Raw genomic sequence first — 23190 nt, 5'->3', positions numbered from 1 at the left:
AAACAGAAAGGGAAATTAGATGGAAACACAAGCACAAGAAAAGATGACGGCAAAAATTTTTGTCAATAAAGTATTGTCGGGAACGGCATTAGGAGTTATTATTGGTTTAATTCCAAACGCTGTTTTATCAGCTATTTTAAAATATTTCAGCACCGTGCCAATTGCACAGACCATTATTCATATCGCTGTTATCTTCCAATTAGCTACACCATTGATTATCGGTGGGTTAATCGCTTTGCAATTTGGATTTAAACCCATGCAGATGATGGTCACTGCAGGAGCTGCTTTTGTAGCTTCAGGTGTCGTCACTTTCAATACTGAACTTGGAAAATATGTCGGAGCTGGCACAGGAGACCTAATTAACACCATGTTAACAGCAGCTATCGCAGTTGGCATGCTTATGTTAATCAAAGATCGATTTGGTTCAACAGCTGTGGTAGCTATGCCAATTGTCGTCGGGGTAGGTGCAGCCTTGATTGGCTTACTGCTCTTGCCATTTGTTAAACAAATTACAACTGGCATTGGAGTGGTTATCAATGAATTTACACACTTACAACCGCTATTGATGTCTATTTTAATTTGTTGTTCATTTGCCTTTATTATCATTTCTCCAATCTCAACCGTTGCCATTGGTTTAGCCATTCAATTAAATGGAATTTCAGCCGGAGCTTCAGCAATGGGCGTGGCAGCTACAGCCGTTGCTTTAGTTGTTCACTCTTGGAAAGTGAATAATTCAGGGGTGACTTTAGCTATTGCTTTGGGAGCTATGAAATTGATGATGCCGAATGTCTTTAAATATCCAATTATTTTAGTTCCGTGTTTGACAACAGCCGTTATATCCGCTATCCCGGTAGCTCTTTTCTCAGTCAGTGGAACAGCTCAGTCAGCAGGTTTTGGCCTCGTAGGTTTGGTTGGACCATTAGCCTCTATTGATGCAGGATTAAATATAGCTTTAGCAGTCGTTGTATGGCTCATTGTTCCAATTCTTGCAGCCCTTGCAAGTAAAATTGTTTTTGAAAAAATCTTGAAACTATATGACTCTTCTGTTGTATTTAAATTCCAAGACTAATAAAAAATCTGTCGAATCTTCGACAGATTTTTTATTAGTCTGCTATTCAAAGCATTTATTTCCCCAAGTCAATCCGCTTATTTAGCTTGTCCATTAAAATTCCACCAATAATGAGTGAAACAAACTCTCCAATTGCCGTTGTAAACCATGTAAAAAGAAACGGGGCTTTCGCAACAAAATATAACTCTGCAGCAATTGTAATCATTGAAAATGAAAAGAAAATCGCAAAATAAAAGAAAGCTTTATTGATCAATCCGTTAAACAAATATTCGTTCATGTATTTTCTAAAGAAATACACACCCAAGCTCAAAAAGACCAAGGTTGATCCGCCACCAACAAAGACATCAACGATTCCAAAACTAAACAAATTAGCAATCATACAGCCCAGTGTGACCCCAATGATGTACTTGGGTTTATAAAAAGCCATAAAGTTCATCATCTCAGAAATCCGAAATTGGTAGGCACCATAGCTAATAGCATTCAGGGGCGGTGTCATTGTTAGAGCGACATAAATCGCAGCAACGAGAGCAATCTGAGCCATATCGCGAATAGTAAATTTTTCCATGTTTTCTCCTTTGGCGGCTATAACCGCGTATAATATGCTTGGCGAAAGGAAACTAAGCGCCAAGGGCTGCATTGAGAACATTAATACAGCTTTTCAAGTATAGCACAATTTTAGAAATTATGATAGACTGAACGTATGAAAAAATGTATAAAATCTTTCTTTGACAATGAAATTTTATCTTACCTGTTTTTTGGATTGGCTACCACGATTGTTGCTATCATCACACGCATACTCTATTATGCATTGAGTAACAACGAACTATTGGCGACCGCCTTAGGAAATATCGCTGGTATCCTCTTTGCTTTTGTAACAAACGATACGATTGTTTTTAAACAAGAAAGAAAGGGTTGGTTCTCTCGTTTTATCAAGTTTGTTGTTGCGCGACTCTCTACCTTTTTATTGGATATGGGACTCACACTCGTTTTCGTTACTACTTTTCCTGCTATTATTGGTCAATTTGTCCACAATGACATTAAAACGGTCAACACTATTGAAACTTTGCTTGCTCAAATTATTATTATTGTGCTCAATTATGTTTTTAGCAAAATTTTCGTATTTAAAAATAAATCAAAAAAATAAAAAAACAAATCTGCTCAAAATGGTGGCTTGTTTTTAATCCCAAAGAGCTTTGAAGCTCTTTTTTATTCTTAAATTTCTACACTTGGACGCTCCATTGTCAAGTGAGTGATTTCTCCTTTTACACCAAAATAATCTTCTACTAAATATTGCAATTCTTGCATAGCAGCTTGTGCACGTTTTGCTTGTTCTTCATTGACAGCTTCAATAACTAGCACTGCATTTCTGGTTTCTTCTGTCAGCATAGTTCGCTTAGCTTCGCGCCAGTTGAGACAACGACAAACAGCTCCTTCATCATCATGGTAGATGATTTCTTCTGGAAGAGCTGGTGCATCCGTCTCTGCTCCAAGCGGAAAGAAAGGTTCTCCACCTTGCGCTTTAGCTAAATGTAGTCCTCCCTCAATTTTGTCAATATCTTCACCACCACAAGGCACAGCATAAGAAAGTGAAACACTATTATAAATATCCACCAATGGATTGATTGGATTGAACTCACGACCTTGACTCACTCTTTTTAAAAGTGCTTCAATGGAAGAACGGGCTCCTTTTTTAGTTTTAAATTTGGTAAAAGCCTGCCGCCATTCCTGAATAACCTCATTTTGCGTAAATGGTTCATCAGAAATAAAATCTTCTGCTCGTTTGCTTCCCTTGTCTAACAGGGATTTAAAATAAAGGTCCTTACTTTCATCAACACTATTATCCAATCCTTTAGCTACCATAATACTAATTTGTGCTTGAGGAAATAACTCCCAAAATTCATTTTCAACTGTAACTTTCATCATCTACCTCTTTCGTAATTTCTTTTTTGTCCTTTTTTTACTGAATCCCAATCACCTGTGATATTTTCGCGAACTCGAATCAACATTTCCTCCAACTGCTTTGCTTCTGCTATCGAAAAACCCTGCAATGAAGTTTGCTCAGAATATTGATTTTCAGCTAAAATAAATGGATAGAGAGCCGCGCCTTTTTTTGTAACAAACCATTCTTTGTTTTTTCGGTTATCAGGTGCTAACTTCTGTTCTAAAAATCCTTTTTTCTCCAATTTCTTCACAGAACGGGCAACCGTTGAACGATCTACTTTTAAAAGTTCAGATAACTCTTCCTGAATAATCCCTGGATTTTCAGCAATTCGGACTAAATACAAATACTGTCCACGTGCCAAATCAATATCACGAAATTCAATATTCGCAATCGAATCCAGCGCTCGAGCAATAATTCCAATTTCCCGCAAAATAGTCATATTCCCTCCTTCGCCAATTATTATAAACTATTTTTGTTGTAAATGCAATAAAATAATATTAAAAAAAAGAAGTTTTATCTTCTTTTTTCATTTTTTTGTTTTTTGAATGAGTCGTGTGGTCAATTGTTTATGCCTTGTTTCAAATGAACTTTCGTGACAACTTTGATAACTTGCATTTAGAATCGCGCCAATAATAAGTATTTGAGCAATGAGAGTAAACCAAATCATCACTACCACAACAAAAATGGAACTGAAAAATCGAACATCCATTAAGTGATTTACATAAGTGTCCAAATAAACGGAAAACAAATTTAGCAATACACCAATTGTAAGAACTACAAAAACCGTTCCTGGTAGTACATAGCGAATTTTCTTGATTTTGACATTAGGTAAAAAGTAATACAACATCAATAAAGAAAGAAAAAGTAAAGTGTAAATGGTTGGCTGCGTCATCTTTTGTAGACTAGTATAAAGCTGGTTATCAAATCCCCAAAAACTATGGAGCAGACGAAGAGACATTCGCCCAAACATTGTCAGCAAAAGAGAAAGAGCAAAGAGCAACTGTAATCCTAAACTCATCACTATACTAAACAATCTGTGCGAAATGAGTCCTCTATCTTTGGCGACACCATAAGCTTTATTAAAAGCTTTTTGCAAGAAAGACATTGATTGTGAAAAAGCCCATAAAGCCGAAAGAATGGAGAAGCTCAACAATCCAGAAGACGGTTGGGTTAATACATTACGAATGACCTTTGCAATCACTTCATAAAGTGACTCTGGCAGAACATCTTCTATCGCTTCTAAAAATTCTGCTATTGGAATTTGAAAATAAGGCAATATATTCACAACAATTAACAGCAATGGAAAAATTGAAATCAACAAATAATAAGCCACTGCAATGCTGGTCAAATCAATCTCAGATGCCTGATAAAATTTAAAAAAAGCTTGTAAAAATGGATTATGTCCGATCCTAGAAACCAACTTCTTCATCTCATCCCCTATAGAAGAAGGAGCAAAAAGCCCCTAATTCTACTTCTAGTTTTAATACGTTCCTTCTTCCCCTTGACTGGTCAAGATAACAGGACCATCTTTGGTAATCACAAATTGATGTTCGTATTGACAAGAAAGTCCACCGTCCAGCGTTTTATGAGCCCACCCCGTCTCAAAATCTGTGTCAATCTCCCAAGTGCCTGTTGAAATCATCGGCTCAATTGTCAAGACCATTCCTTCACGAAGACGTAAACCACGTCCAGCACGTCCGTAATGAGGCACCATTGGCTCTTCGTGCATAGTTGGTCCAACACCATGTCCTACTAAGTCACGAACAACACCATAACCATGACTTTCCGCATATTCTTGAATCGCTGCACCAATGTCACCAATCCGATTGCCAACTTGAGCAGCTTCAATTCCACGATAAAGGCATTCTTTTGTAACCTCCATCAATTGTTGTACTTCTTCACTCACTTGACCAACTGCATAAGCCCAGCAAGAATCCGCCACACCTCCACGGAAATTTTCCGTATAGTGTTTCATTTGTTCCACATTATTGAAATCAAGTTTAGAAACATCTAACTCAGCTTTATCAACCAAGCCAACGACCATATCTACTTTGATTAAGTCACCTTCAACTAATTTTTTGTGACGTGGAAAAGCATGTGCCACTTCATCATTCAATGAGCAGCAAGTGGCATAAGGGTAATCCATGATGCTGCCTTCCACACCAATCTGAAGCGGAAGAGCATTATCCTCCTTACAACGTCTGCGGACATATTCTTCAATTTCCCACATGTCAATGCCCGGCTTAATCAAATCCCTTAAACCAATATGAATACTGGCGAGAAATGCGCCGCTTTTTTCCATTAAATCAATTTCACGTTGTGATTTTAAAGTTATCATTCTTTCTCCTTAATATCTGAGGTATTAGTTTATCTTTACTGTAATGGTCGCTTTTGCAACCAATTGAAGTTTTAAATAAATATCGTAATCTAAAATGGCAGAATGCCTTGTTTGTCGAACTATTCTTGGACGAAGTGTCAAACTTTCATCAATCTGAACAGCTTGCAAGAAATAAATTGTCATTTGCTCAATGACAATATTTTTCTTGCCAGATGTCACATACTGATGCGTTGCTGTCGTTAAAATTTCTGTCAAAATACCATTAGATAAGACACCGTTATTTTCTAACATAAAGGGTTCTACAACAAAAGTAAATTCATCATTAATGTGACGCAGTTTTTGAGAGACTTGATCGCTGAAAGTGGGCAGGCTGGAGACTTGGTCGCGACTCATTTTTTCCATGACATCACGACGCGTGATGACTCCAAGCAGAGTTTGATCGTTGCGAATAACTGGCACCATTTCAAAATCTTCTGTAATCATACGCTGACTAACATTGGCAATACTAGTATTTAAAGTGACGGCATAGATATTTTTCGTCATCACTTTATCCAAAATAGTGTGAGGTGATTTATCGCTAGCATCACGCATTGTTACCACACCAACTACCATATTGTGCTGATTAACGACAGGAAAACGACTGTTGCGATTTTTCCGGACCAAATCCATAAAACCACGAACGGTATCAGTATCTTTCAAGAATCCATATTCATGACTCCCCCGATACACTTGCTCCACTGTTAAAATATCTGTTTTAATCTGCATATTAGACAATGCACGATTGATGATTGTCGCAACTGTAAAGGTATCATGTTGTGATCTTAGAACAGGAATGCTTAAGCGATTCGCTAATTTTAAAACATCGCGGCTTACTTCCAAACCACCTGTCACTAACACAGCATTTTCATGCTTCAAGGCTAATAACTGAATACGGGTGCGGTCTCCAATAATCAAGAGACCTCCTTCCGTTAAGTAGCGTAAGAGATTCTTTTCGGTCATTGCTCCGATTGAGAATTTACTGAATTCCTTTTCAAGTCCATCCTGACCAGCCAAGACTTCAGAACCTGTAATTTCTGCAATTTCCTTATATGTTAAATGTTCTAGCTCCACCCTAGGAGATTTTACACGAATCGTGCCACTACGAGGACGCGTTTCAACCAATCCACGGTTTTCTGCTTCTTTAATTGCACGGTAAGCAGTTCCCTCACTTACTCCTAAAAAATTAGAGATACTGCGTACACTGACACGCTTTCCTACTGGTAATTCTTCTAAATAAGTGATAATTTCTTGATGCTTACTCATGAAAGTCTCCTTTTTCATAGCAAAACTCTAAATAATCCTGCATTTTACGTGTATAACGATCGCTTCCCCTAAATTGACGACCAAACCGAAAACCAGACTTTTGAGCAACTCGTTGACTAGCTTTATTTTCCAGATGAGTGACAATTCGTAACTTCTTAAACCCAAATTGTGTAAAAGAAAGATAAATAATATTTTTGACACATTCAGTCATCAAACCGCGTCCCCAATAAGCTTGGTGAAGAAAATAACCTAATTCTGCTTCGCCTCTGATTTCATCCATTTTTTCAAATTTAACAGAACCAATCATTTGCCCAGAATCTTTATCACAGATCGCCCAAATTCCAAGAGGATATTTCATGAAATAATTAGCCAATACATGTTGACTTTCTTGCAAATTAGCCTGTGCAGGAAAAATGAAATGTAGATTTTCAGGATTGGAGGCAATTTTATAAAAATCTTCACTATCCATAAAGGAAAAGGGACGCAATACTAAATGTTCTGTTTCTATAAAGGCAAATTCTGCCAATTTTGTCCACAAATTCATACCTTACCTCGAAGATAAAGCTCAGCTGGCGTACCAACTGAGCTATCCCACTTCATCATGCCAACACTATTCAAAGTTATTCTTCAACCAGCTGAATATCTGCTCCTAAATTAGTCAACTTTTCAATAATATTTGAATAGCCACGCAAAATAAATTCTACATTTGTAATCTCAGTTTTTCCGTGAGCTAGCAATCCTGCGATTACAAGAGCTGCTCCTGCTCGCAAATCAGTTGCTTTGACGACTGCCCCTTGCAATTGATTAGGTCCTTCATAAGCAATATGATTGGCACTTGTTGAAATCTTACCGGTCATTTTTGCTAATTCAGCGACATGATTTACTCGCTTTTCATAAATCGTATCAATAATCAAACCACGTCCCTTAGCCGTTAATAAAAGCGGCGTAATAGGCTGTTGCAAGTCTGTAGCAAAGCCTGGATAAGGAGCAGTCTTAATGTTGATTGCTTTCAAATTATGCTGCTTTTCGACATACACGCTATCTTCAGAAACAGTCATGCGGACTCCCATTTCTTCTAATTTCGCAATAAAGCTCTCTAAGTGTTCATAAAGGACATTATTGATTTGCACTCCTTCACCAATTGCCGCTGCCATTGAGATATAAGTTCCTGCTTCAATTCGATCCGGAATAACTTGGTGACGAGTTCCATGGAGCTTATCAACACCTTCAATGATAATAATGTCAGTACCAGCCCCTCGGATGTGGGCTCCCATATTATTTAAAAGTGTCGCTACATCAATGATTTCAGGCTCACGAGCCGCATTTTCAATAACAGTACGCCCTTTTGCCTTTACCGCTGCAAGCATGGTATTAATAGTCGCTCCGACACTTACTGTATCCATGTAAATACTAGCTCCATGAAGCCGCTCGCCACCTGTCGAAAGGTTCATGGAATTTCCCTCATAGGTCATAGTAGCCCCCATAGCTTCAAAAGCTTTGATATGCAAATCAATCGGTCGAGGCCCCAAATCACAGCCACCAGGCAAGCCAACTGTTGCTTCGCCATAGCGTCCAAGCAAACTACCATAAAAGTAATAAGAAGCACGCAAGCTATTGATTTTACCATAAGGCATAGGCATATTTTTTATCCCACGAGGATCAATTTTCAGCGTATCGTCTTGACGCTCAACGCTTGCTCCCATAGCTTCCATGATGTCAATCAAACTCACAACATCGGAAATATCTGGCACACAATCCAATGTTACAATTTCATCAGATAAAATTATCGCTGGAATTAAAGCAACCACGCTATTTTTAGCACCGCTAATGGTCACCTCTCCCTTTAAGGGGCGACCACCATTAATTACAATTTTTTTCATTTTTAGCTCTTTCAAGGAATTTATAATCAAATATACTGCACTTTATTATAACACAGTTTCTGTGAAAATCCTATCCTTTTAAAGAAATCTCTTTTAACTTGTCATTCTTGTTATATAACGATTACAAAACTCTTTTATTTTGGTGGCATTCTAAAAAGAGCGGGACAAAAATCAATTTTGTCCCGCTCCTCAAAATGATAACTAGATCCGACAATCTAGGGAACTGCTGGAGTTTGCAGATAACACTAATATAATCGGCACAAATAAATACGTTTTAAGTCAGATTGCAACTGCGACTGATTGTAAAATGCCACATAAAAAATTTATAAACAAGAGACTTGTATCCTAACTTCTTCTTTATTTTGCAACAACTGCTTTTAAAGCATCTACTTTATCAAGTTTTTCCCACGGCAAGTCAATATCCGTACGTCCCATGTGCCCATAGGCAGCAGTCTGACGGTAAATTGGGCGTTTCAAATCAAGCATTTGAATAATACCAGCTGGACGAAGGTCAAAGATTTGTCGAACCGCTTCTTGAAGATTGCTTTCTGAAACTACACCTGTACCAAAAGTATCAATGCGAACTGATACTGGATGTGCGACCCCAATAGCATAGGCTAGCTGGACTTCAGCTTTCTTGGCCAAGCCAGCAGCGACAATATTTTTGGCAATGTAACGAGCAGCATAGGAAGCGGAACGATCGACCTTTGTAGCGTCTTTACCAGAGAAAGCTCCTCCTCCGTGGCGTGCATACCCGCCATAAGTATCAACGATAATCTTACGTCCAGTTAAACCGGAATCTCCTTGAGGACCACCAATAACAAAGCGACCAGTTGGATTGATGAAAAACTTGCTTTCTTCATCTAAATATTCTGCTGGAACAACTTCTTTAATGACCTTTTCAATTACATCTTGATGAATCTGCTCATTGCTTACTTCTGGGTCATGTTGAGTGGAAATAACTACAGTATCAACACGGACTGCTTGGTCGTTTTCATCGTATTCAACCGTTACCTGAGATTTTGCATCCGGACGAAGATAGGAAATTTCTCCAGATTTGCGAAGCTCTGCTAAACGACGGACTAATTTATGACTTAAAGAAATAGGCAGTGGCATTAGTTCAGGCGTTTCATCTACGGCAAAGCCAAACATAAGACCTTGATCTCCAGCGCCAATCAAATCAAGTGGATCTTGATCAACATTCCCACGAATTTCTAAGGCCTCATTCACCCCTTGAGCAATGTCTGACGACTGCTCAACAAGCGACGGATGCACTCCAACCGTTTCTGCAGAAAAACCATATTCAGCATTTGTGTAGCCAATCTCTGCAATCGTATCACGAACTATGCGGTTAATATCCACATAAGCATTTGTAGAGATTTCTCCAAAAACATGGACGGAACCTGTATAGACAGCTGTCTCAGCAGCTACATGAGCTTCTGGATCCTGCTCCAAAATAGCATCTAAAATAGCATCTGAAATTTGGTCTGCAATCTTATCTGGATGTCCTTCAGATACAGATTCAGACGTGAAAAGTTTACGCTCTGACATATTCATGTCCCCCTTTTAATGAAATATTGTCCCTAGAAATTCTATTATTGCTAGGAAGTTACTTGAAAATCTGTAAACAGACTTACGTTAAAAAGTTACAAAGCACTAGTCTCTACGGTCAATATTTAACCTTTGACTACCTTTTCGGGACTCTTTTAACTTCTCTATTGTATCATTTTTTATTAAAATAAACAGACAATTTGATAAAAATTAGAAGAAATTAAGAATATAAAAAGGTTGAAAAATATTTCCAACCTTATGTTCTTATCACGATTTACCTTCATACACGATTTGTCCATCACAGATAGTATAACAAACAACACCTTTCAATTTTTCGCCAATAAATGGCGAATTAATTGATTTTGAGGCGAAATCTTCTGTTATCATGCGTTCGGCATTTGCATCAAAAATCGTGAGATCGGCTGGACCGTTCTCAGCAAGATAACCCGCGTCAAAACCATAAAGCTGTGCGGGGTTAATCGTCATTTTTTCCAGCAACTGCATGAGGGTCAAATGACCTGCGTCTACCAAATACGTCAAGCCAAGTGAAAGCGATGTCTCTAAACCTGTCATACCAGACGGTGCTTGGGTGATATCTTTTACATTTTTTTCATCGACATGGTGAGGTGCATGGTCTGTCGCAATAACCGAAATCACTCCTGATTTAAGCCCTTCAATGACAGCTAAACGATCTGATTCCAAACGAAGGGGTGGATTCATCTTAGCATTGCTACCTCTGAGCAACAATAGCTCTTCTGTTTTAGAAAAATGCTGGGGTGCTGCTTCTGCTGTCACATGAGTGCCCAATCGCTGAGCAAATTCCACGACTTTCACGCTTTCTGCTTTTGATAAATGCTGAATATGAATATGAGTATTGGTTGCATGAGCAATCATGACGTCACGCGCAATCATACTATATTCAGCAACACCTGTCGCACCGCAGAATCCAAAATGTTCTTTGGCAATCTGCTCATTGAAACCGAGTATACCGTTCAGTTCTGGATCCTCTTCATGAAGACAAATAAATGCACCATGTTTGTCAGCTTCTTCTAAAGCTTCGCGTACCATTTTCGTACTTTTTAATGGAATTCCGTCATCTGAAAAACCAATAGCTCCCGCTGCTAAAAGCCCTTTAAAATCTGTCAAATGTTGTCCATCAAAATTCTTTGTAATAGTTGCAACAGCTTTAATATGAATTTTTTCACGATCGGCAGATGCTAATACTTCCTTTAGTGTCTCTACTGTTGAAATCGTCGGAGTGGTATTTGCCATCATGACAACCGTTGTAAATCCGCCCTCTGCCGCTGCTAAAGCACCTGTATGAATGTCTTCCTTATGTGTCTGACCAGGCTCACGAAAATGAACATGGATATCAATCAATCCTGGTGCTACCACCAATCCAGTCGCATCAATTACCTGAGCATTTTCTACTTTCAAATCTTGACCAATTTGAAGAATTCTTTTATCCTTCATCAAGATATCACAAATCTGATTTAAACCAGATTTAGGATCCATGAGTCGACCATTTTTAATTAACAACATAAATTTTCTCCTTAATCTTCATAAAAATCAACATGGCTCTCCACTAACGTCTCTCCTTTGTAAGAAAATTTGGCCGAGAAAAACGGTTTATTTTCTAAAAGCCACGATACAAAGATGTGATCTCCCTCCCAAGTCGGTCTAGATAGAACTTGTTCATAAGGTACCCATTCCAAAGTACCTTCGTCGCAGTCAATCAGCTCACCTGTAAATTCTGTCACTTTAAATACATAAGTGTACCAGTCATGGTGAGGCGTGAAATCCGGAAAAGTGATAATACCTTTTAGTACTGGCTTATTTACTTGTAATCCCGTCTCTTCAAAGATTTCTCGCACCGCACACTCTTGCGGTGTTTCACCTTTTTCTAATTTACCACCAACACCAATCCACTTGCCAGCATGAATATCATTAGGCTTTTTATTGCGATGAAGTAGTAAAATTTCTTTTCCATTGTCAATGTAACAAATCGTTGCTAATTTAACCATTTCTCCTCCTAAACTAACCAGTCAACGGGTTCTAATCCTTGATTTTTTAAAAATTCATTTGTCTTAGAAAAAGGTCTACTTCCAAAAAAACCTCGATGAGCCGATAAAGGACTCGGATGAGGAGATTCCAAAATGAGATGTTTTGGATTGGTAATCAATGCTTTTTTCTTGCGTGCATAAGAACCCCAGAGAATAAAAACAACAGGTGTATCTTTTTCATTGACAACCTTAATAACGGCATCCGTAAACGGTTCCCAAATTTGACCAGCATGCCCATTTGCTTGACCAGCAGGAACAGTCAAACTCGCATTTAGCAACAGTACTCCTTGACGCGCCCAAGATGTCAAATCATGAGATTCTTTCATTCCAATGTCATCTGCCAACTCTTTCAAAATATTTTGAAGAGAAGGTGGCGCTGGAATATCATCTGGTACTGAGAAACTCAACCCCTGTGCTTGACGCGGACCATGATAAGGATCCTGCCCTAAAATTACCACCTTTACATCTACTAAATCAGTCGTTTGTATCGCATTAAATACTTTTTCACGCGGTGGATAGATTGTGCCTGATGAATAAACCTGATTTAAAAAATAATTAATTTTACCAAAATAACCATCAGGCAATTGTTGCTTAATCAAACTATGCCAAGCTGAGTGTTCCATTGTTTTCTCCTCTTCTATACTCAATTACTTTTCTTCCTCAGGATAGGTCATTCCCCATTCTTTTCGTAAATCTGTCATGATTTTCATGACATCACGACTATAATGCAAGTACATCTCATCTTTGTCACCAGCTACTGCTTCTTCCATATCAAGAATTTCATACATTAAAGCATCACTCGTCTTTCCAGCTTCAATGATTTCTTGATGCCCGTCTTCCGTATAGGTAATAACCGCCTTTTGTCCTCGAGGATATTCATATATTTCAATATAGCCTTTATCATAAGCAATTGTTCCTCGCTTAGGCTGTTTAGCGTGGAGACTCAAGGTCAAAGTTGCCATTTCTCCTTCAGCATTCGTCAGAAGAATCCCCGCCTGCTCATCAACGCCCGTTGGTGCAAATTTCACTTGTGAAAGAATTTGATTGGGTCGAGATGTCATAAACCAGCGAACAAATGATAAGGCATATACACCAATATCTAAAAGGGCTCCGCCTGCAAGCTGACGATTAAAGAAACGATTTGTCATATCATATTCTTTATAACTACCAAAGTTCATTTGAATCACTTTTAAGTCGCCTAATCGCCCGCTAGAAATTACTTTACTTAATTGACGATAAATCGGCATATGATAAATGGTCATAGCTTCAGCTAAAACAACATGATGCTGTTCCGCTAGGAAGATAGCTTCTTCTAATTCTTCAGAATTAAGTGTAATAGACTTCTCGCATAGAACATGTTTTCCATTTTTTAGTGCTTTTCGTAAAAAATCAATATGCGTATTGTGTGGCGTGGAAATGTAAATAATATCCACATTTTCGTCACTAAATACGTCATCTATCTGGTCGTAGACTTTTTCAATACCGTATTTTTGTGCAAACTCCAAGCCTTTTTGATATGTTCGATTAGCAACCGAATAAAGCTTCCCTCCCAATTTCTCCAAAGCTTGTGCCAATTCATTAGCAATCACACCTGTACCTAAAGTTGCCCAATTGTAACGTACTTTGTTTTCCATAGTCTTTCTCCTAGCTACATGATTAATCTTATCATACCAAATTTTCCTTCATTTAGCTGACTTTTTATGTAGAGATATTACCTGTATCAAAATCTTCTAAAATCAAACTGTAAGGACACACATACTTTTCTATATAAACAATCGCATAAAATCAGAGCATTTCTTTATGTTATAATAAACTGAAAAAGGAGCAACCTTATGTGGTCTTGGTTTATTTTATTTTTACTCTTGTTTATTGCCTTATTTTACTTTTCAAATATGATGATAAAAATCATCATCGGAATCATATTATTTATTTTTGCTATTGCAATAATTTGCCTCATAATTGATTTTCATAACGATCCTAATAAAAACTAGTTGCTATCCTTATTTAATATTGTAAACTTAAAAAGCCCATTCAATGGGCTTTTCTTTATATGTAATTATTTAACTGTAAAATGTCGTCTATTGGCCGAGTTCATCTTTTTTAAATTGTTCATTTTCCGTGATAGCTGAGGCTAAAGTTTCCTCTTCCGATTGAATAGCTTGATCAGTTATTTCTGTCACTTTCGTTTCTTGTTGAACTGATGTTACTTCTGTTTTCATCGCTTGAGATTGTGCTGATTCTTGCGGTTGAGTAAATTGTTGCGTTTGAACAGGTTGTTGAGATTGCATTTGTTGTGTCGTAAATTGTCCTTAATCAACAGTAGATGTTTGCGCTTCTTTAGTCGGCATACAAAGTAAGATAATCAAAGCGATAGAACATGGTAGCATAGCTAAAACAGCTAAGATATTTAAAAGTGGAACCCACATCAAAAGTACAGGAGCTACATATAAAAAGATGAATGCCCAATGATAGCCAGCATCGCGCAAGCGACGCACAATAATTGCTAAATTTGGAACTAAAGTTGCTATCCAGAAAATACTCAATAAAATAATGATAATAAATGTAGAACCTAAGCTAGCTATAAAAACACTTGGATCAAATTCACCAAGTTCTTCCCGATAGTAAACTGCTTGTTGCACAATGTTGAAAATTGCAGTTAAAATCGACCCAAAAGCTATCATACCAAATGGCAGTGTAATCAAAACATTGCACAAAACAGACCACCAATACTCAGGTCTTGTTGATTTTCCTTCAAAATCAGCATAATGAGTCCAAAACTTTTTATAAGCTGTAAACATAATAAATCTCCTCAGTTTTTATTTTTAAATATCATACTCTTCCTACTAAATCAACGGAATTTCAATTTTAGAACTCTGACTATTGAACAGTTTCTAATTGCCATTTTGTCCATCCTGAAAACTTGATCGCCCCTCGTTCATCTGTTCGATAAATCTTCGCATTTAAGCGATTCAATCGCTCTATCATTTCTTGATTCGGAGATTTGGATTGGTTATTTTTCCCAACAGAAATGAGTGCAACTGCCGGTTCTATTTGCTGTAAAAATTTTGAATGTGATGAATTTTTAGCTCCATGTTGCCCAACCTTCAAGACATCTGTTTTTAGCTTTGGATAAAGTTGCATTAGCTTTACTTCATCCTCTTCTGTTAAATTGCTCATAAATAAAAACCTTGTACGAAAAAATTGACCATATAAAACTAGCGATTGATCATTCTTATTCGTACCAGAAAGAACTTGCAAATGATGATCAAAAATAGGAAGTTTGTCTCCTTGTTTTACGACATGAACAAATGCTCTTGTCTCCTTTAATTTATTTAAAAAGTCTGCATCATTCAAACTACTTCTGGAAATAAAAATTTTCTTTACCGCAAACTTTTTAACCACTTTTATTACATCTCCCGCATAATCTGCATTAGGATTTGTTAAGATTAGAGTATCAATCGTATCTATACCACGACTTTTTAGGTAAGGAATCAAAGTTTTCTCCGCATTTGATTTAGTTGTTCGTTTTTGCCAAGATTCTTTTGTTCTAATTTCTTCACGTCCTCCAACGTCAATCAATACATTTCTACCTTTCCAGTCTCTCAAAAAAAGACTATCTCCCCGTCCAACATCAACCATTGTGATCTCATTTTGAAAAGGAAATTTAGTTATAAAAAATAGTATAGCAAGACACAAGCTGAGCAATATCACCCATTTTTTATTTTTTCTAACATCATACAAAATAGCCAGTACAAGCAGCATAACAACTAATAAAAGCGAGCTAGGTTGCCCAAAAACGATTGGTCTGCCAAAGACATTTGCTATCCAACGAATACTATTTTCTAAGCCTTCAAAAAGAAAATTTACTTGAATGAGCTTTATGAAAGGTGAAATGAGAAAAATCAGTGTTAAACCCGGTAGCATCACTATATCAAAAATTAGTGAAAAAACAAATGTCAATAAAATAGACCAAGGTTGAAATTCTCCAAAATAAAAGATTAGAATCGGTAAAACACCAAGTGAAATGATACTACTCTCTACCACAACTTTTCTCCAAGAAGTCAGACTTTCAAAATCTATAACACTAATAACAAAAGCATAGGCACAGGAGAGAACTCCTCCTGCCGTTAAAAGAAAAGATGGCATAAGCAAGGACAACACCATTATTGTTAAAGCAAAATTATCTAATTTAGTGATACCATGTTGCGACAATAATTTCTGAATTAAACTCCGTACAACGGATACTGAAAATCCAGTCATTCCTGCATAAAAGAAAGAAAACGGATATTGGCATTTATGAACCATTTCCTTCGTAAGTCCCAGCTTCAAAAGCAACTTACGAAATCCTTCCATAAAAAAGCCAACTTGCATGCCAGATAACGCAAATAAATGAATAATTCCCAAGCTAGAATAAAGATCACTCATTTCATCAAAATCTGTCTCTAATGCGCCAAATAAGAGCCCTGTCATGTAATGATTCATCGGATTTGGAAAATTTCTCTTAATGAAAACCAATGCCTTTCTTCGCCAGTTAGACAACCACTCAAACGGTTGGAAGCTAACCCTATCTTGACTAGACAAAATTTGATCCACCTTTAAAATCCGATAAATCCCTTGCGTTTTTAGATAGGCTTGATAATCAAAACCAGAAAAATTGCGTTGCTTTTCAGGAGATTCAAATTCCCCCTCAACAGTTAATGTGACAAGACTGGATAGATTTTGAAAAGCCAACTGTTCTTCTTTTGATTTCAATTTGTAGTAAATTTGATAAGTCTGCCCATTTGCTTTGCCGCGAAAAGAAAGCGAATCTCCATTTACCTTAATCGTGTCAGGTAGAACTGCTACTTGTCTTACAGAAGAAGGTTCTGCTTTTGTTTGCCACTCTGCCATTTCTCTACGAACAAAGAAAAAAGCAGCAAAACAAGCGAGAAACATTAAAGTTGTGAAACATTTTTTCGGTGAATAAAGGACAAAAAGACGGATTATTAGAAAAATAAAACAAAACCAAGCCAACCAGCTACTTTGATAGATTGCAAAATATAGCCAGACAAGTAAGAAAGCAATGTAAATTGGTTTAATCGGAAATATCTTAATCCACTGTGACATATTCTTTCAATTTCTCTAATGTTTTAGCACCAACTCCTGATATATTTTTAAGATCATCAACAGAATTAAATTTTCCATTTGCCTCACGATAATCTAAAATATCTTGGGCGCGCTTTTGTCCAATACCAGAAATAGACTGTAAATCAGACAAATTAGCCTTATTTAGATTGACCTTATTCCCTTTTTGTGCCGCAGTTCCATCGGTATCTGTCGTTAAAGTTTGTCCATTATTACTTGCAGCATTTGTTACATTTTCACCCATAGTTGCCACATAAATCACAGCCTCATCTGTTAGTTTTTGAGCCAAATTGATAGATTTGCTGTCAGCGTCTGTCGTTAGTCCACCCGCTTTTTGGATAGCATCATTTATTCGGCTTGTTTTTTTTAATTGATAAATACCTGGATTTTTAACAGCACCTTTAACATCTACAGTTAAAAATTCCAATTCTTCACTCGCTAAATTCTTTTGAGATTCTGTTTCTTCTTTCTGTTGTTTTTTCTTCGTTTCAGTTGAAGTTTCTTTCCGTTCTAGTTTTGCATTTGTGGCCTCTTGTGCAATATCTCCCACATTAGATTGTCTAGCAGATTTACTAGTCATCAGAAAAAATCCTGCTATGATCAAACCAATCAGGCTTAAACCAACTAAAATTTTATACTCTTTTATTTTTGTGATGATTACCTCTAACATTTTTCCTCCTAAACTGAATGAAAATTTACTTTATCTGTTTATTCGTAAAATAAATAAAAAAGCTGAAAAAATTTTTCAGCTTTTGCGATATTAGAAAAAGAATTTTGATAAGGATTAACCAATGAAACACTTCACCCTATTAAAAAATGAGAGTAATATAATGGATATTATCGTATATTATAAGTCTTCATAGTCCGAGCAATATCTCTATTTTGCTCACGACGTTTAATAGATTCGCGCTTATCATAGTCATGTTTCCCTTTAGCCAATCCTAAAAGCAACTTAGCATAACCATCTTTAAGATAAACTTTGAGAGGAACTAAAGTCATCCCAGTTCCTTTGGTTTCCTGCTCTAATTTTTTAATTTGCTTTCTATGCAACAGCAATTTTCTCCTACGTTCAGGGTCTTGATTCCAAATATTTCCTTCTTCATAAGGAGCTATATGGACATTACTGAGCCAGACTTCTCCATTTTTGATTTGAGCAAAGCCATCTTTTAGGTTAATTCGTGCAGCGCGTACGCTTTTAATTTCAGTTCCAGTTAAAACCATGCCCGCTTCAATCGTATCAACAATAGTATAGTCGTGACGTGCTTTCTTATTTTGAGCGACGACCTTTCCCTCTCCTTTTGCCATTCTTACTTCCTTTCTTAGTCATTTCTTTATAAAATGGTTTCTTCCCTTTGCTTTTCTTTGATTTCTTATCCCTAGAAATGATTCCTTTTGAAGATTTGCTCTTTCGCTCTCCGTCACCGCGATAAGACTGTTGACGTCCGTCTTGCTTGAACTTGGAGTGCTTTTTCTTTTCAATTACATCATATTCACTAGGTAGGTATTCAAAGTCAATCTCACCAGTCGCCTTATCCGATCGAACTAACTTAATGCGAATCTGTTGACCGACTCGAAAAACAACACTGGATTTTTCACCCTGCAAAGTTAGATTACGTTCATTATAGTGGAAAAACTCTGGCAAGTTAGCTACATGAATCAAACCTTCAACTGTGTTTGAAAGTTCGACAAATAGACCGAATTTGACTACACTCGACACAATACCATCAAATTCTTCTCCCACAAATTCTTCCATAAACTCAGCCTTTTTCATAGCTTCTACTTCTCGCTCTGCTTCAATAGCTCGCCGTTCCCTGCTGGAAGACTGACTAGCAATATCTGGAATGACTTGCTCAAAATGCTCTGCTATTTCCTTAGAACGCCCGTAATCACGCACCATGCGATGAACCAAAAGGTCTGGATAACGGCGGATTGGACTGGTGAAGTGAGTGTAAAACTCGGCTGCCAAACCATAATGACCGTAGTTATGCTCTGAGTAACGAGCCTGCTGCATGGAGCGCAAAAGCATCATAGATAGCACTTCTTCATAGGGCTGACCATGCACCGCTTTCATAATATCTTGAAGAGCAGATTGACTTATAGAATTAGCCGTTCCATATACTCGAACTCCAAAGGTAGAAGCAAAGTCAATAAACTTCTGCACTTTTTCAGCTTTAGGTTCTTCGTGAATCCGATAGATAAAGGGCAGCTTTAGTTTAGCAAAATGCTCTGCCACCGTTTCATTTGCGACCAACATAAAAGACTCAATCATACGCTCCGCAAGGCCACGCTGACGTAAAATAATATCTACTGGACGTCCAGCCTTATTGACCAAAATTTTAGCCTCTTTCGTATCAAAATTAAGGGCTCCTCGCTTGAAACGCATCGTTTCTAAGATAGCATGAAGCTCTACCATTTGCTCTATACTTGGCACAATCGCTTTAAAAGCAGCTCGTTTTTTCTCGTCTCCCGCAATCATGTCATTCACATCGCTATAGGTCATACGAAAAGTAGTTTTAATGATTGTTTGTGTAATGGTATGTTTGACAACTCGCCCTTTTTGATCAATCTCCATGATAGCTGATTGCGTCAGCCGATCTACATTAGGATTGAGTGAACAGATGCCATTTGACAGACGCTCAGGCAGCATAGGTACTACTCGATCCGTCACATAAACAGATGTTGCTCGATTGAGCGCTTCCTTGTCCAATTCAGAACCTTCTTGAACATAGTAAGAAACATCTGCAATATGAACTCCCAGTTCAAAATGTCCATTTGATAGTTTCTTGATATGAACTGCATCGTCCAAATCTTTAGCATCCGCCCCATCAATAGTAAAGGTAATTTCATTACGCAGATCTAAACGACCTTCAAAATCCTTTTTAGATGGCATATCCGGAATTGCTGACGCTTCTTTCAAAACTCTCTCTGGAAACTCAGACACAATGTCCATGGACTCCAAAACTTCCAGAACATCAATACCCGGATCATCCTTGTGACCCACTACATCCAAAATAGTAGCTACAAAAAAATCATGTTTTTTAGTCGGGTACTTATCAATCTCTACTTTTAAAATCTCTGTCCCATCCAAAACCAAAGCTGGTTTCTTGATATAAATAGGTTGAGATATTTTCTGATTTTTTGACCGAATATAACCAGCATACTTAGGCTTTTCTTCATCCAAGATGAGCTGACCCACTGCTGTTTTTAAGCTGTGTTCCAAAACATCAATAACCTTCGCTTCAGCAGACGTTCCCTTGCTGCGATCTGCAACCTTAGTGATTGCAACTTCTACCGTATCACCATCAATCGCATAGTTAACATCATTGCGACCAATAAAAAGATCATCCTCTTCTTCATTTAAGGTAACAAAGCCAAAGCCATTTTTATGGGCGTGAAAGGTCCCTTTCAAAGTAAGCAGCTGCTTTTCTTTACGAAGTTGGATTTTCCCAGCATTGCTAAAGGTCAATTGACGTTTTCGCTCCATTTCAGAAATCGTCTGAACTAAATTTCTAAAGTCTTTTGCTTTTTCTTTTCCTAATCTTTGTGCCAGCTCATCCATACTAGCTTCTTTCTTTTCTCTTAAATAGTTTAAAATTTCTTCTTTCATTCTTTCCTTTTTTCTTATATTCTCTAAACTTTAAGTTACTTTTTCCTCACCTAATACAGAAAAAATAGGCAAAGACAAAGTCAGAGCCCATTTTATTTACTAGATAAGATTGTCAGCATTAGTGCAATCAACAACCAAAAGAAAACCATCACTCCTGTCAAACGCTGCATAACTGCTTCAAAGCCTCTTGCTTTTGGTCGTTCAAACAAATCTCCTGCACTTGCGTCAAATACATTACTTGATTGATTTTTTGTAGGTTGCATAAAAATTGCGATTAAAATAAATACTGATAAAATCAATAAAATGGTTAATAATAAATTATACATATCAAACTCCTTAAAATCTCATTCATTTTACCATAAAACTTATTTTGATTCAAGATGTAAGGTCACTTTTCTTTCTTTGGGACAGTATTTTAATACCTCAACCTTTTCTGGATGTGTTTTCATATTTTTACTCGTTAAATAATTCTGACTGCCGCAAGAAGAACACTTTAAATTAATTTTTACTCGCACTGATTTCCTTTACTCCTAAATATTTTCTAAAACTAAACAATAAAAAGAAGAAGTTCAATAACGCTAAACCTGCTGTGCTATAGAAAACCCAATGATAGCCAAAATGAACAGAAATAGCTGACCCCATTAACGGCCCAATAACACCACCGATATAAAAGAAAGTTTGATTGTAACTGAAAATCCGTGAAATACCTTCTTTTGGTGTGATTTTATTGAGGAGAGAGCTAACTCCAGGCAGAAGAGCTCCAGTGCCCAATCCAAATAGAAAGCGATAAATTCCCAATTCAAGTGGTGTACCAGCCCTCGCACAGAAAATATAAATAACAAAACTATACAAAAGAGCCAGTAAGAGCAAACGGTGATTTCCTATTTTATCTCCTAATTTTCCCAGCCAACCAGATGAAAATATGCTTGAAATGCCCATTGCTGAAACGATTGCACCAGATACCAATAACAAATTTTCTTTTTGCCCTAAAGAGCGGATATAAAGTGTCAAAATAGGGGAAATGGACTGTCCAATCATCTGAATCACCATGCTAGTAATAAACAAGCCAAAAAGCATTGATTTTTGAGGAATTTGTTGAAATAGTTGCTTGGTCGAAACTTCTTTTCCTTTAGAGACAGGATGAAAATCTTCTTTTATCCCAAAAATTGTCCACAAAGTAACGACAAACAAGAAAAATCCAACCAAAAGGAAAACATTTCTCATTCCCAAACTTTGAGCTATCATTCCTCCTAAGAGCGGTCCCATCAGAGTCCCCGCTACGACACCTGTTGACAATGTTCCCAAGGCATAACCAGAGTGTTTTTTAGGAGCTTGACTAGCAATCAAAGCCGTGCTATTCGGTACATAACCAGAAAACACCCCATTTAACAGTCTCAATACAATGAGCCAAAATACATTCGGTACAAAAGCCAAGCCTCCCATCGTAAAGGTCATTGCAAAAGCTGCCCGAATCATCATTGGTTTGCGACCGTACCTATCAGCTAAACTTCCCCAGACAGGCGACAAAAGTGCGGCTGTCAAAGCTGTACTCGAAACCGCCAAGCCTGAATAAAATTCAACCATAGAGCCTCTGGCGCCTAATTCTTCCACGTACAAAGACATAAAGGGAACAACTAGTGACAAGCTAGCACCTATAAAAAAGTTACCCAGCCAAGCAATCCATAAATTCCGTTTCCATTTCACTTGATTCTTAATAAAATCATCTTCTTTCTTTGTCTAAAAGCGCCTGCAACTGTTTTAAAGTATTCGAAAGCGCACCGTTATTATCAATCACAATCTCAGCTCTTTGTCTTTTTTCTGCCAAAGAAAGCTGAGCTGCTATGCGTTGTTGAGCCTCTTCTTGACTAAGATTGTTTCGAGCCATCAAACGTTCTAGCTGAGTGCCTTTGCTCACATCTACTAGCCAAATTTTATCAAACCAATCTTCATAGCCCTGCTCAAATAATAGTGGAATATCCATAAAGAAAAGCTCCTCAGTTGCTGCCAATTGCTCACGTTTTAAAGCTAATTCTTCTCGAATAATATCATTTTGTAAGCGACTGGACTTCTCTAGCAAATCGGGACGACTAAAGAGAAGAGCACCAAGCTTTTTTCGATCCAATTGACCGTCTGCCAATAAAATTTCTGTTCCAAATTCTGACAATAGAGCTTGATAAAGTCGACCTCTCGGTTTCTGCAATTCATGAACCACCTGATCCGCATCAATTACTTGATAGCCCTGAGAGCGCAGGAAGTCTGTCACAACTGATTTTCCAGAGGCAATTCCGCCTGTAATTCCAATTATTTTTGCCAT

24 protein-coding genes, 1 pseudogene and 1 riboswitch are annotated in these 23190 nt (G+C 37.4%); of the genes and pseudogenes, 2 read left to right on the top strand and 23 right to left on the bottom strand.

The window, feature by feature from the left end; translation table 11 throughout:
* Window positions 1-19: 19 nt before the first annotated feature.
* On the top strand, window positions 20-1069 hold the full coding sequence (locus SCSC_RS04075) for a PTS sugar transporter subunit IIC (protein ID WP_003029822.1): 1050 nt from the start codon (window positions 20-22) through the stop codon (window positions 1067-1069).
* A gap of 55 nt (window positions 1070-1124) precedes the next feature.
* Here the strand turns inward: SCSC_RS04075 and SCSC_RS04070 are convergent, their stop codons facing one another.
* Entirely contained in the window at window positions 1125-1634 is a 510-nt protein-coding gene (locus SCSC_RS04070) for a QueT transporter family protein (RefSeq protein WP_006269477.1), read from the bottom strand.
* Window positions 1632-1741: riboswitch (PreQ1 riboswitch) on the bottom strand. Its footprint overlaps the gene before it by 3 nt.
* Window positions 1742-1769: 28 nt before the next feature.
* Here SCSC_RS04070 and SCSC_RS04065 point away from each other — a divergent pair.
* Entirely contained in the window at window positions 1770-2213 is a 444-nt protein-coding gene (locus tag SCSC_RS04065) for a GtrA family protein (protein WP_003034433.1), read from the top strand.
* 68 nt (window positions 2214-2281) lie between these two features.
* On the opposite strand, the gene SCSC_RS04060 is transcribed toward SCSC_RS04065, so the two are convergent.
* The 22 genes and pseudogenes from SCSC_RS04060 to coaE all read right to left on the bottom strand — a co-directional run bounded on the left by SCSC_RS04060 (window position 2282) and on the right by coaE (window position 23190).
* A complete protein-coding gene (locus SCSC_RS04060) occupies window positions 2282-2989 on the bottom strand; it encodes a B3/B4 domain-containing protein (protein WP_022524617.1) in 708 nt (235 codons plus the stop codon).
* A complete protein-coding gene (locus SCSC_RS04055) occupies window positions 2989-3450 on the bottom strand; it encodes a MarR family winged helix-turn-helix transcriptional regulator (RefSeq protein ID WP_006269510.1) in 462 nt (153 codons plus the stop codon). The genes SCSC_RS04060 and SCSC_RS04055 overlap by 1 nt, the downstream gene beginning before the upstream one ends.
* Window positions 3451-3537: 87 nt before the next feature.
* Window positions 3538-4440, bottom strand: coding sequence for a YihY/virulence factor BrkB family protein (locus tag SCSC_RS04050; protein ID WP_003034397.1), 903 nt, complete (start codon window positions 4438-4440; stop codon window positions 3538-3540).
* A gap of 51 nt (window positions 4441-4491) precedes the next feature.
* Window positions 4492-5349, bottom strand: a complete 858-nt coding sequence (locus SCSC_RS04045; protein ID WP_003034526.1) for a methionyl aminopeptidase — start codon at window positions 5347-5349, stop codon at window positions 4492-4494.
* A 24-nt stretch (window positions 5350-5373) separates the two neighbouring features.
* Window positions 5374-6651 (bottom strand): CBS-HotDog domain-containing transcription factor SpxR, encoded by a 1278-nt coding sequence (spxR, locus tag SCSC_RS04040; RefSeq protein WP_003069205.1) that lies wholly within the window; start codon window positions 6649-6651, stop codon window positions 5374-5376.
* The gene (locus SCSC_RS04035; RefSeq protein WP_003069207.1) at window positions 6644-7195 is read right to left on the bottom strand and encodes a GNAT family N-acetyltransferase; all 552 of its coding nucleotides are present in this window, start codon (window positions 7193-7195) and stop codon (window positions 6644-6646) included. Before SCSC_RS04035 ends, spxR begins: the two co-directional genes overlap by 8 nt.
* Before the next feature lie 76 nt (window positions 7196-7271).
* Window positions 7272-8531, bottom strand: a complete 1260-nt coding sequence (gene murA, locus SCSC_RS04030; protein WP_003042302.1) for a UDP-N-acetylglucosamine 1-carboxyvinyltransferase — start codon at window positions 8529-8531, stop codon at window positions 7272-7274.
* A gap of 357 nt (window positions 8532-8888) precedes the next feature.
* Window positions 8889-10082 (bottom strand): methionine adenosyltransferase, encoded by a 1194-nt coding sequence (metK, locus tag SCSC_RS04025; protein WP_003069208.1) that lies wholly within the window; start codon window positions 10080-10082, stop codon window positions 8889-8891.
* A gap of 267 nt (window positions 10083-10349) precedes the next feature.
* Window positions 10350-11624 carry a dihydroorotase gene (locus tag SCSC_RS04020; protein ID WP_006269592.1) on the bottom strand — a complete coding sequence of 425 codons (1275 nt, stop codon included), beginning with the start codon at window positions 11622-11624 and terminating at the stop codon, window positions 10350-10352.
* 11 nt (window positions 11625-11635) lie between these two features.
* The gene (locus SCSC_RS04015) at window positions 11636-12106 is read right to left on the bottom strand and encodes an NUDIX hydrolase (protein WP_006269550.1); all 471 of its coding nucleotides are present in this window, start codon (window positions 12104-12106) and stop codon (window positions 11636-11638) included.
* 8 nt (window positions 12107-12114) lie between these two features.
* Window positions 12115-12768, bottom strand: coding sequence for a uracil-DNA glycosylase (locus SCSC_RS04010; RefSeq protein WP_006269516.1), 654 nt, complete (start codon window positions 12766-12768; stop codon window positions 12115-12117).
* A gap of 24 nt (window positions 12769-12792) precedes the next feature.
* Window positions 12793-13779, bottom strand: coding sequence for a Gfo/Idh/MocA family protein (locus SCSC_RS04005; protein ID WP_006269544.1), 987 nt, complete (start codon window positions 13777-13779; stop codon window positions 12793-12795).
* Window positions 13780-14223: 444 nt separating this feature from the next.
* Entirely contained in the window at window positions 14224-14433 is a 210-nt protein-coding gene (locus SCSC_RS04000; protein ID WP_022524619.1) for a hypothetical protein, read from the bottom strand.
* Between the two features lie 21 nt (window positions 14434-14454).
* Window positions 14455-14943 carry a DUF805 domain-containing protein gene (locus tag SCSC_RS03995; protein WP_006269494.1) on the bottom strand — a complete coding sequence of 163 codons (489 nt, stop codon included), beginning with the start codon at window positions 14941-14943 and terminating at the stop codon, window positions 14455-14457.
* Window positions 14944-15022: 79 nt separating this feature from the next.
* Complete coding sequence (locus SCSC_RS03990; protein WP_037565577.1) at window positions 15023-17251, bottom strand: DNA internalization-related competence protein ComEC/Rec2; 2229 nt, start codon at window positions 17249-17251, stop codon at window positions 15023-15025.
* The gene (locus SCSC_RS03985) at window positions 17235-17939 is read right to left on the bottom strand and encodes a helix-hairpin-helix domain-containing protein (protein ID WP_006269533.1); all 705 of its coding nucleotides are present in this window, start codon (window positions 17937-17939) and stop codon (window positions 17235-17237) included. Before SCSC_RS03985 ends, SCSC_RS03990 begins: the two co-directional genes overlap by 17 nt.
* Before the next feature lie 167 nt (window positions 17940-18106).
* Window positions 18107-18574 (bottom strand): SsrA-binding protein SmpB, encoded by a 468-nt coding sequence (gene smpB / locus SCSC_RS03980; RefSeq protein ID WP_003034458.1) that lies wholly within the window; start codon window positions 18572-18574, stop codon window positions 18107-18109.
* A 165-nt stretch (window positions 18575-18739) separates the two neighbouring features.
* Window positions 18740-20876, bottom strand: a pseudogene (gene rnr, locus SCSC_RS03975) (ribonuclease R); the annotation flags it as partial.
* 92 nt (window positions 20877-20968) lie between these two features.
* Window positions 20969-21202, bottom strand: a complete 234-nt coding sequence (gene secG / locus SCSC_RS03970; RefSeq protein WP_003024744.1) for a preprotein translocase subunit SecG — start codon at window positions 21200-21202, stop codon at window positions 20969-20971.
* A 39-nt stretch (window positions 21203-21241) separates the two neighbouring features.
* Window positions 21242-21391 carry a 50S ribosomal protein L33 gene (gene rpmG, locus SCSC_RS03965; RefSeq protein ID WP_003024746.1) on the bottom strand — a complete coding sequence of 50 codons (150 nt, stop codon included), beginning with the start codon at window positions 21389-21391 and terminating at the stop codon, window positions 21242-21244.
* Entirely contained in the window at window positions 21375-22580 is a 1206-nt protein-coding gene (locus SCSC_RS03960; protein ID WP_171004446.1) for a multidrug efflux MFS transporter, read from the bottom strand. The genes rpmG and SCSC_RS03960 overlap by 17 nt, the downstream gene beginning before the upstream one ends.
* A 16-nt stretch (window positions 22581-22596) precedes the next feature.
* Complete coding sequence (gene coaE, locus SCSC_RS03955) at window positions 22597-23190, bottom strand: dephospho-CoA kinase (RefSeq protein WP_006269573.1); 594 nt, start codon at window positions 23188-23190, stop codon at window positions 22597-22599.

Origin of the sequence: Streptococcus constellatus subsp. constellatus (assembly GCF_023167545.1) — a bacterium.
Classification (GTDB): domain Bacteria; phylum Bacillota; class Bacilli; order Lactobacillales; family Streptococcaceae; genus Streptococcus; species Streptococcus constellatus.
Note: the sequence above shows the minus strand (reverse complement) of the source record. Positions and strands in the feature narration are given on the sequence as shown.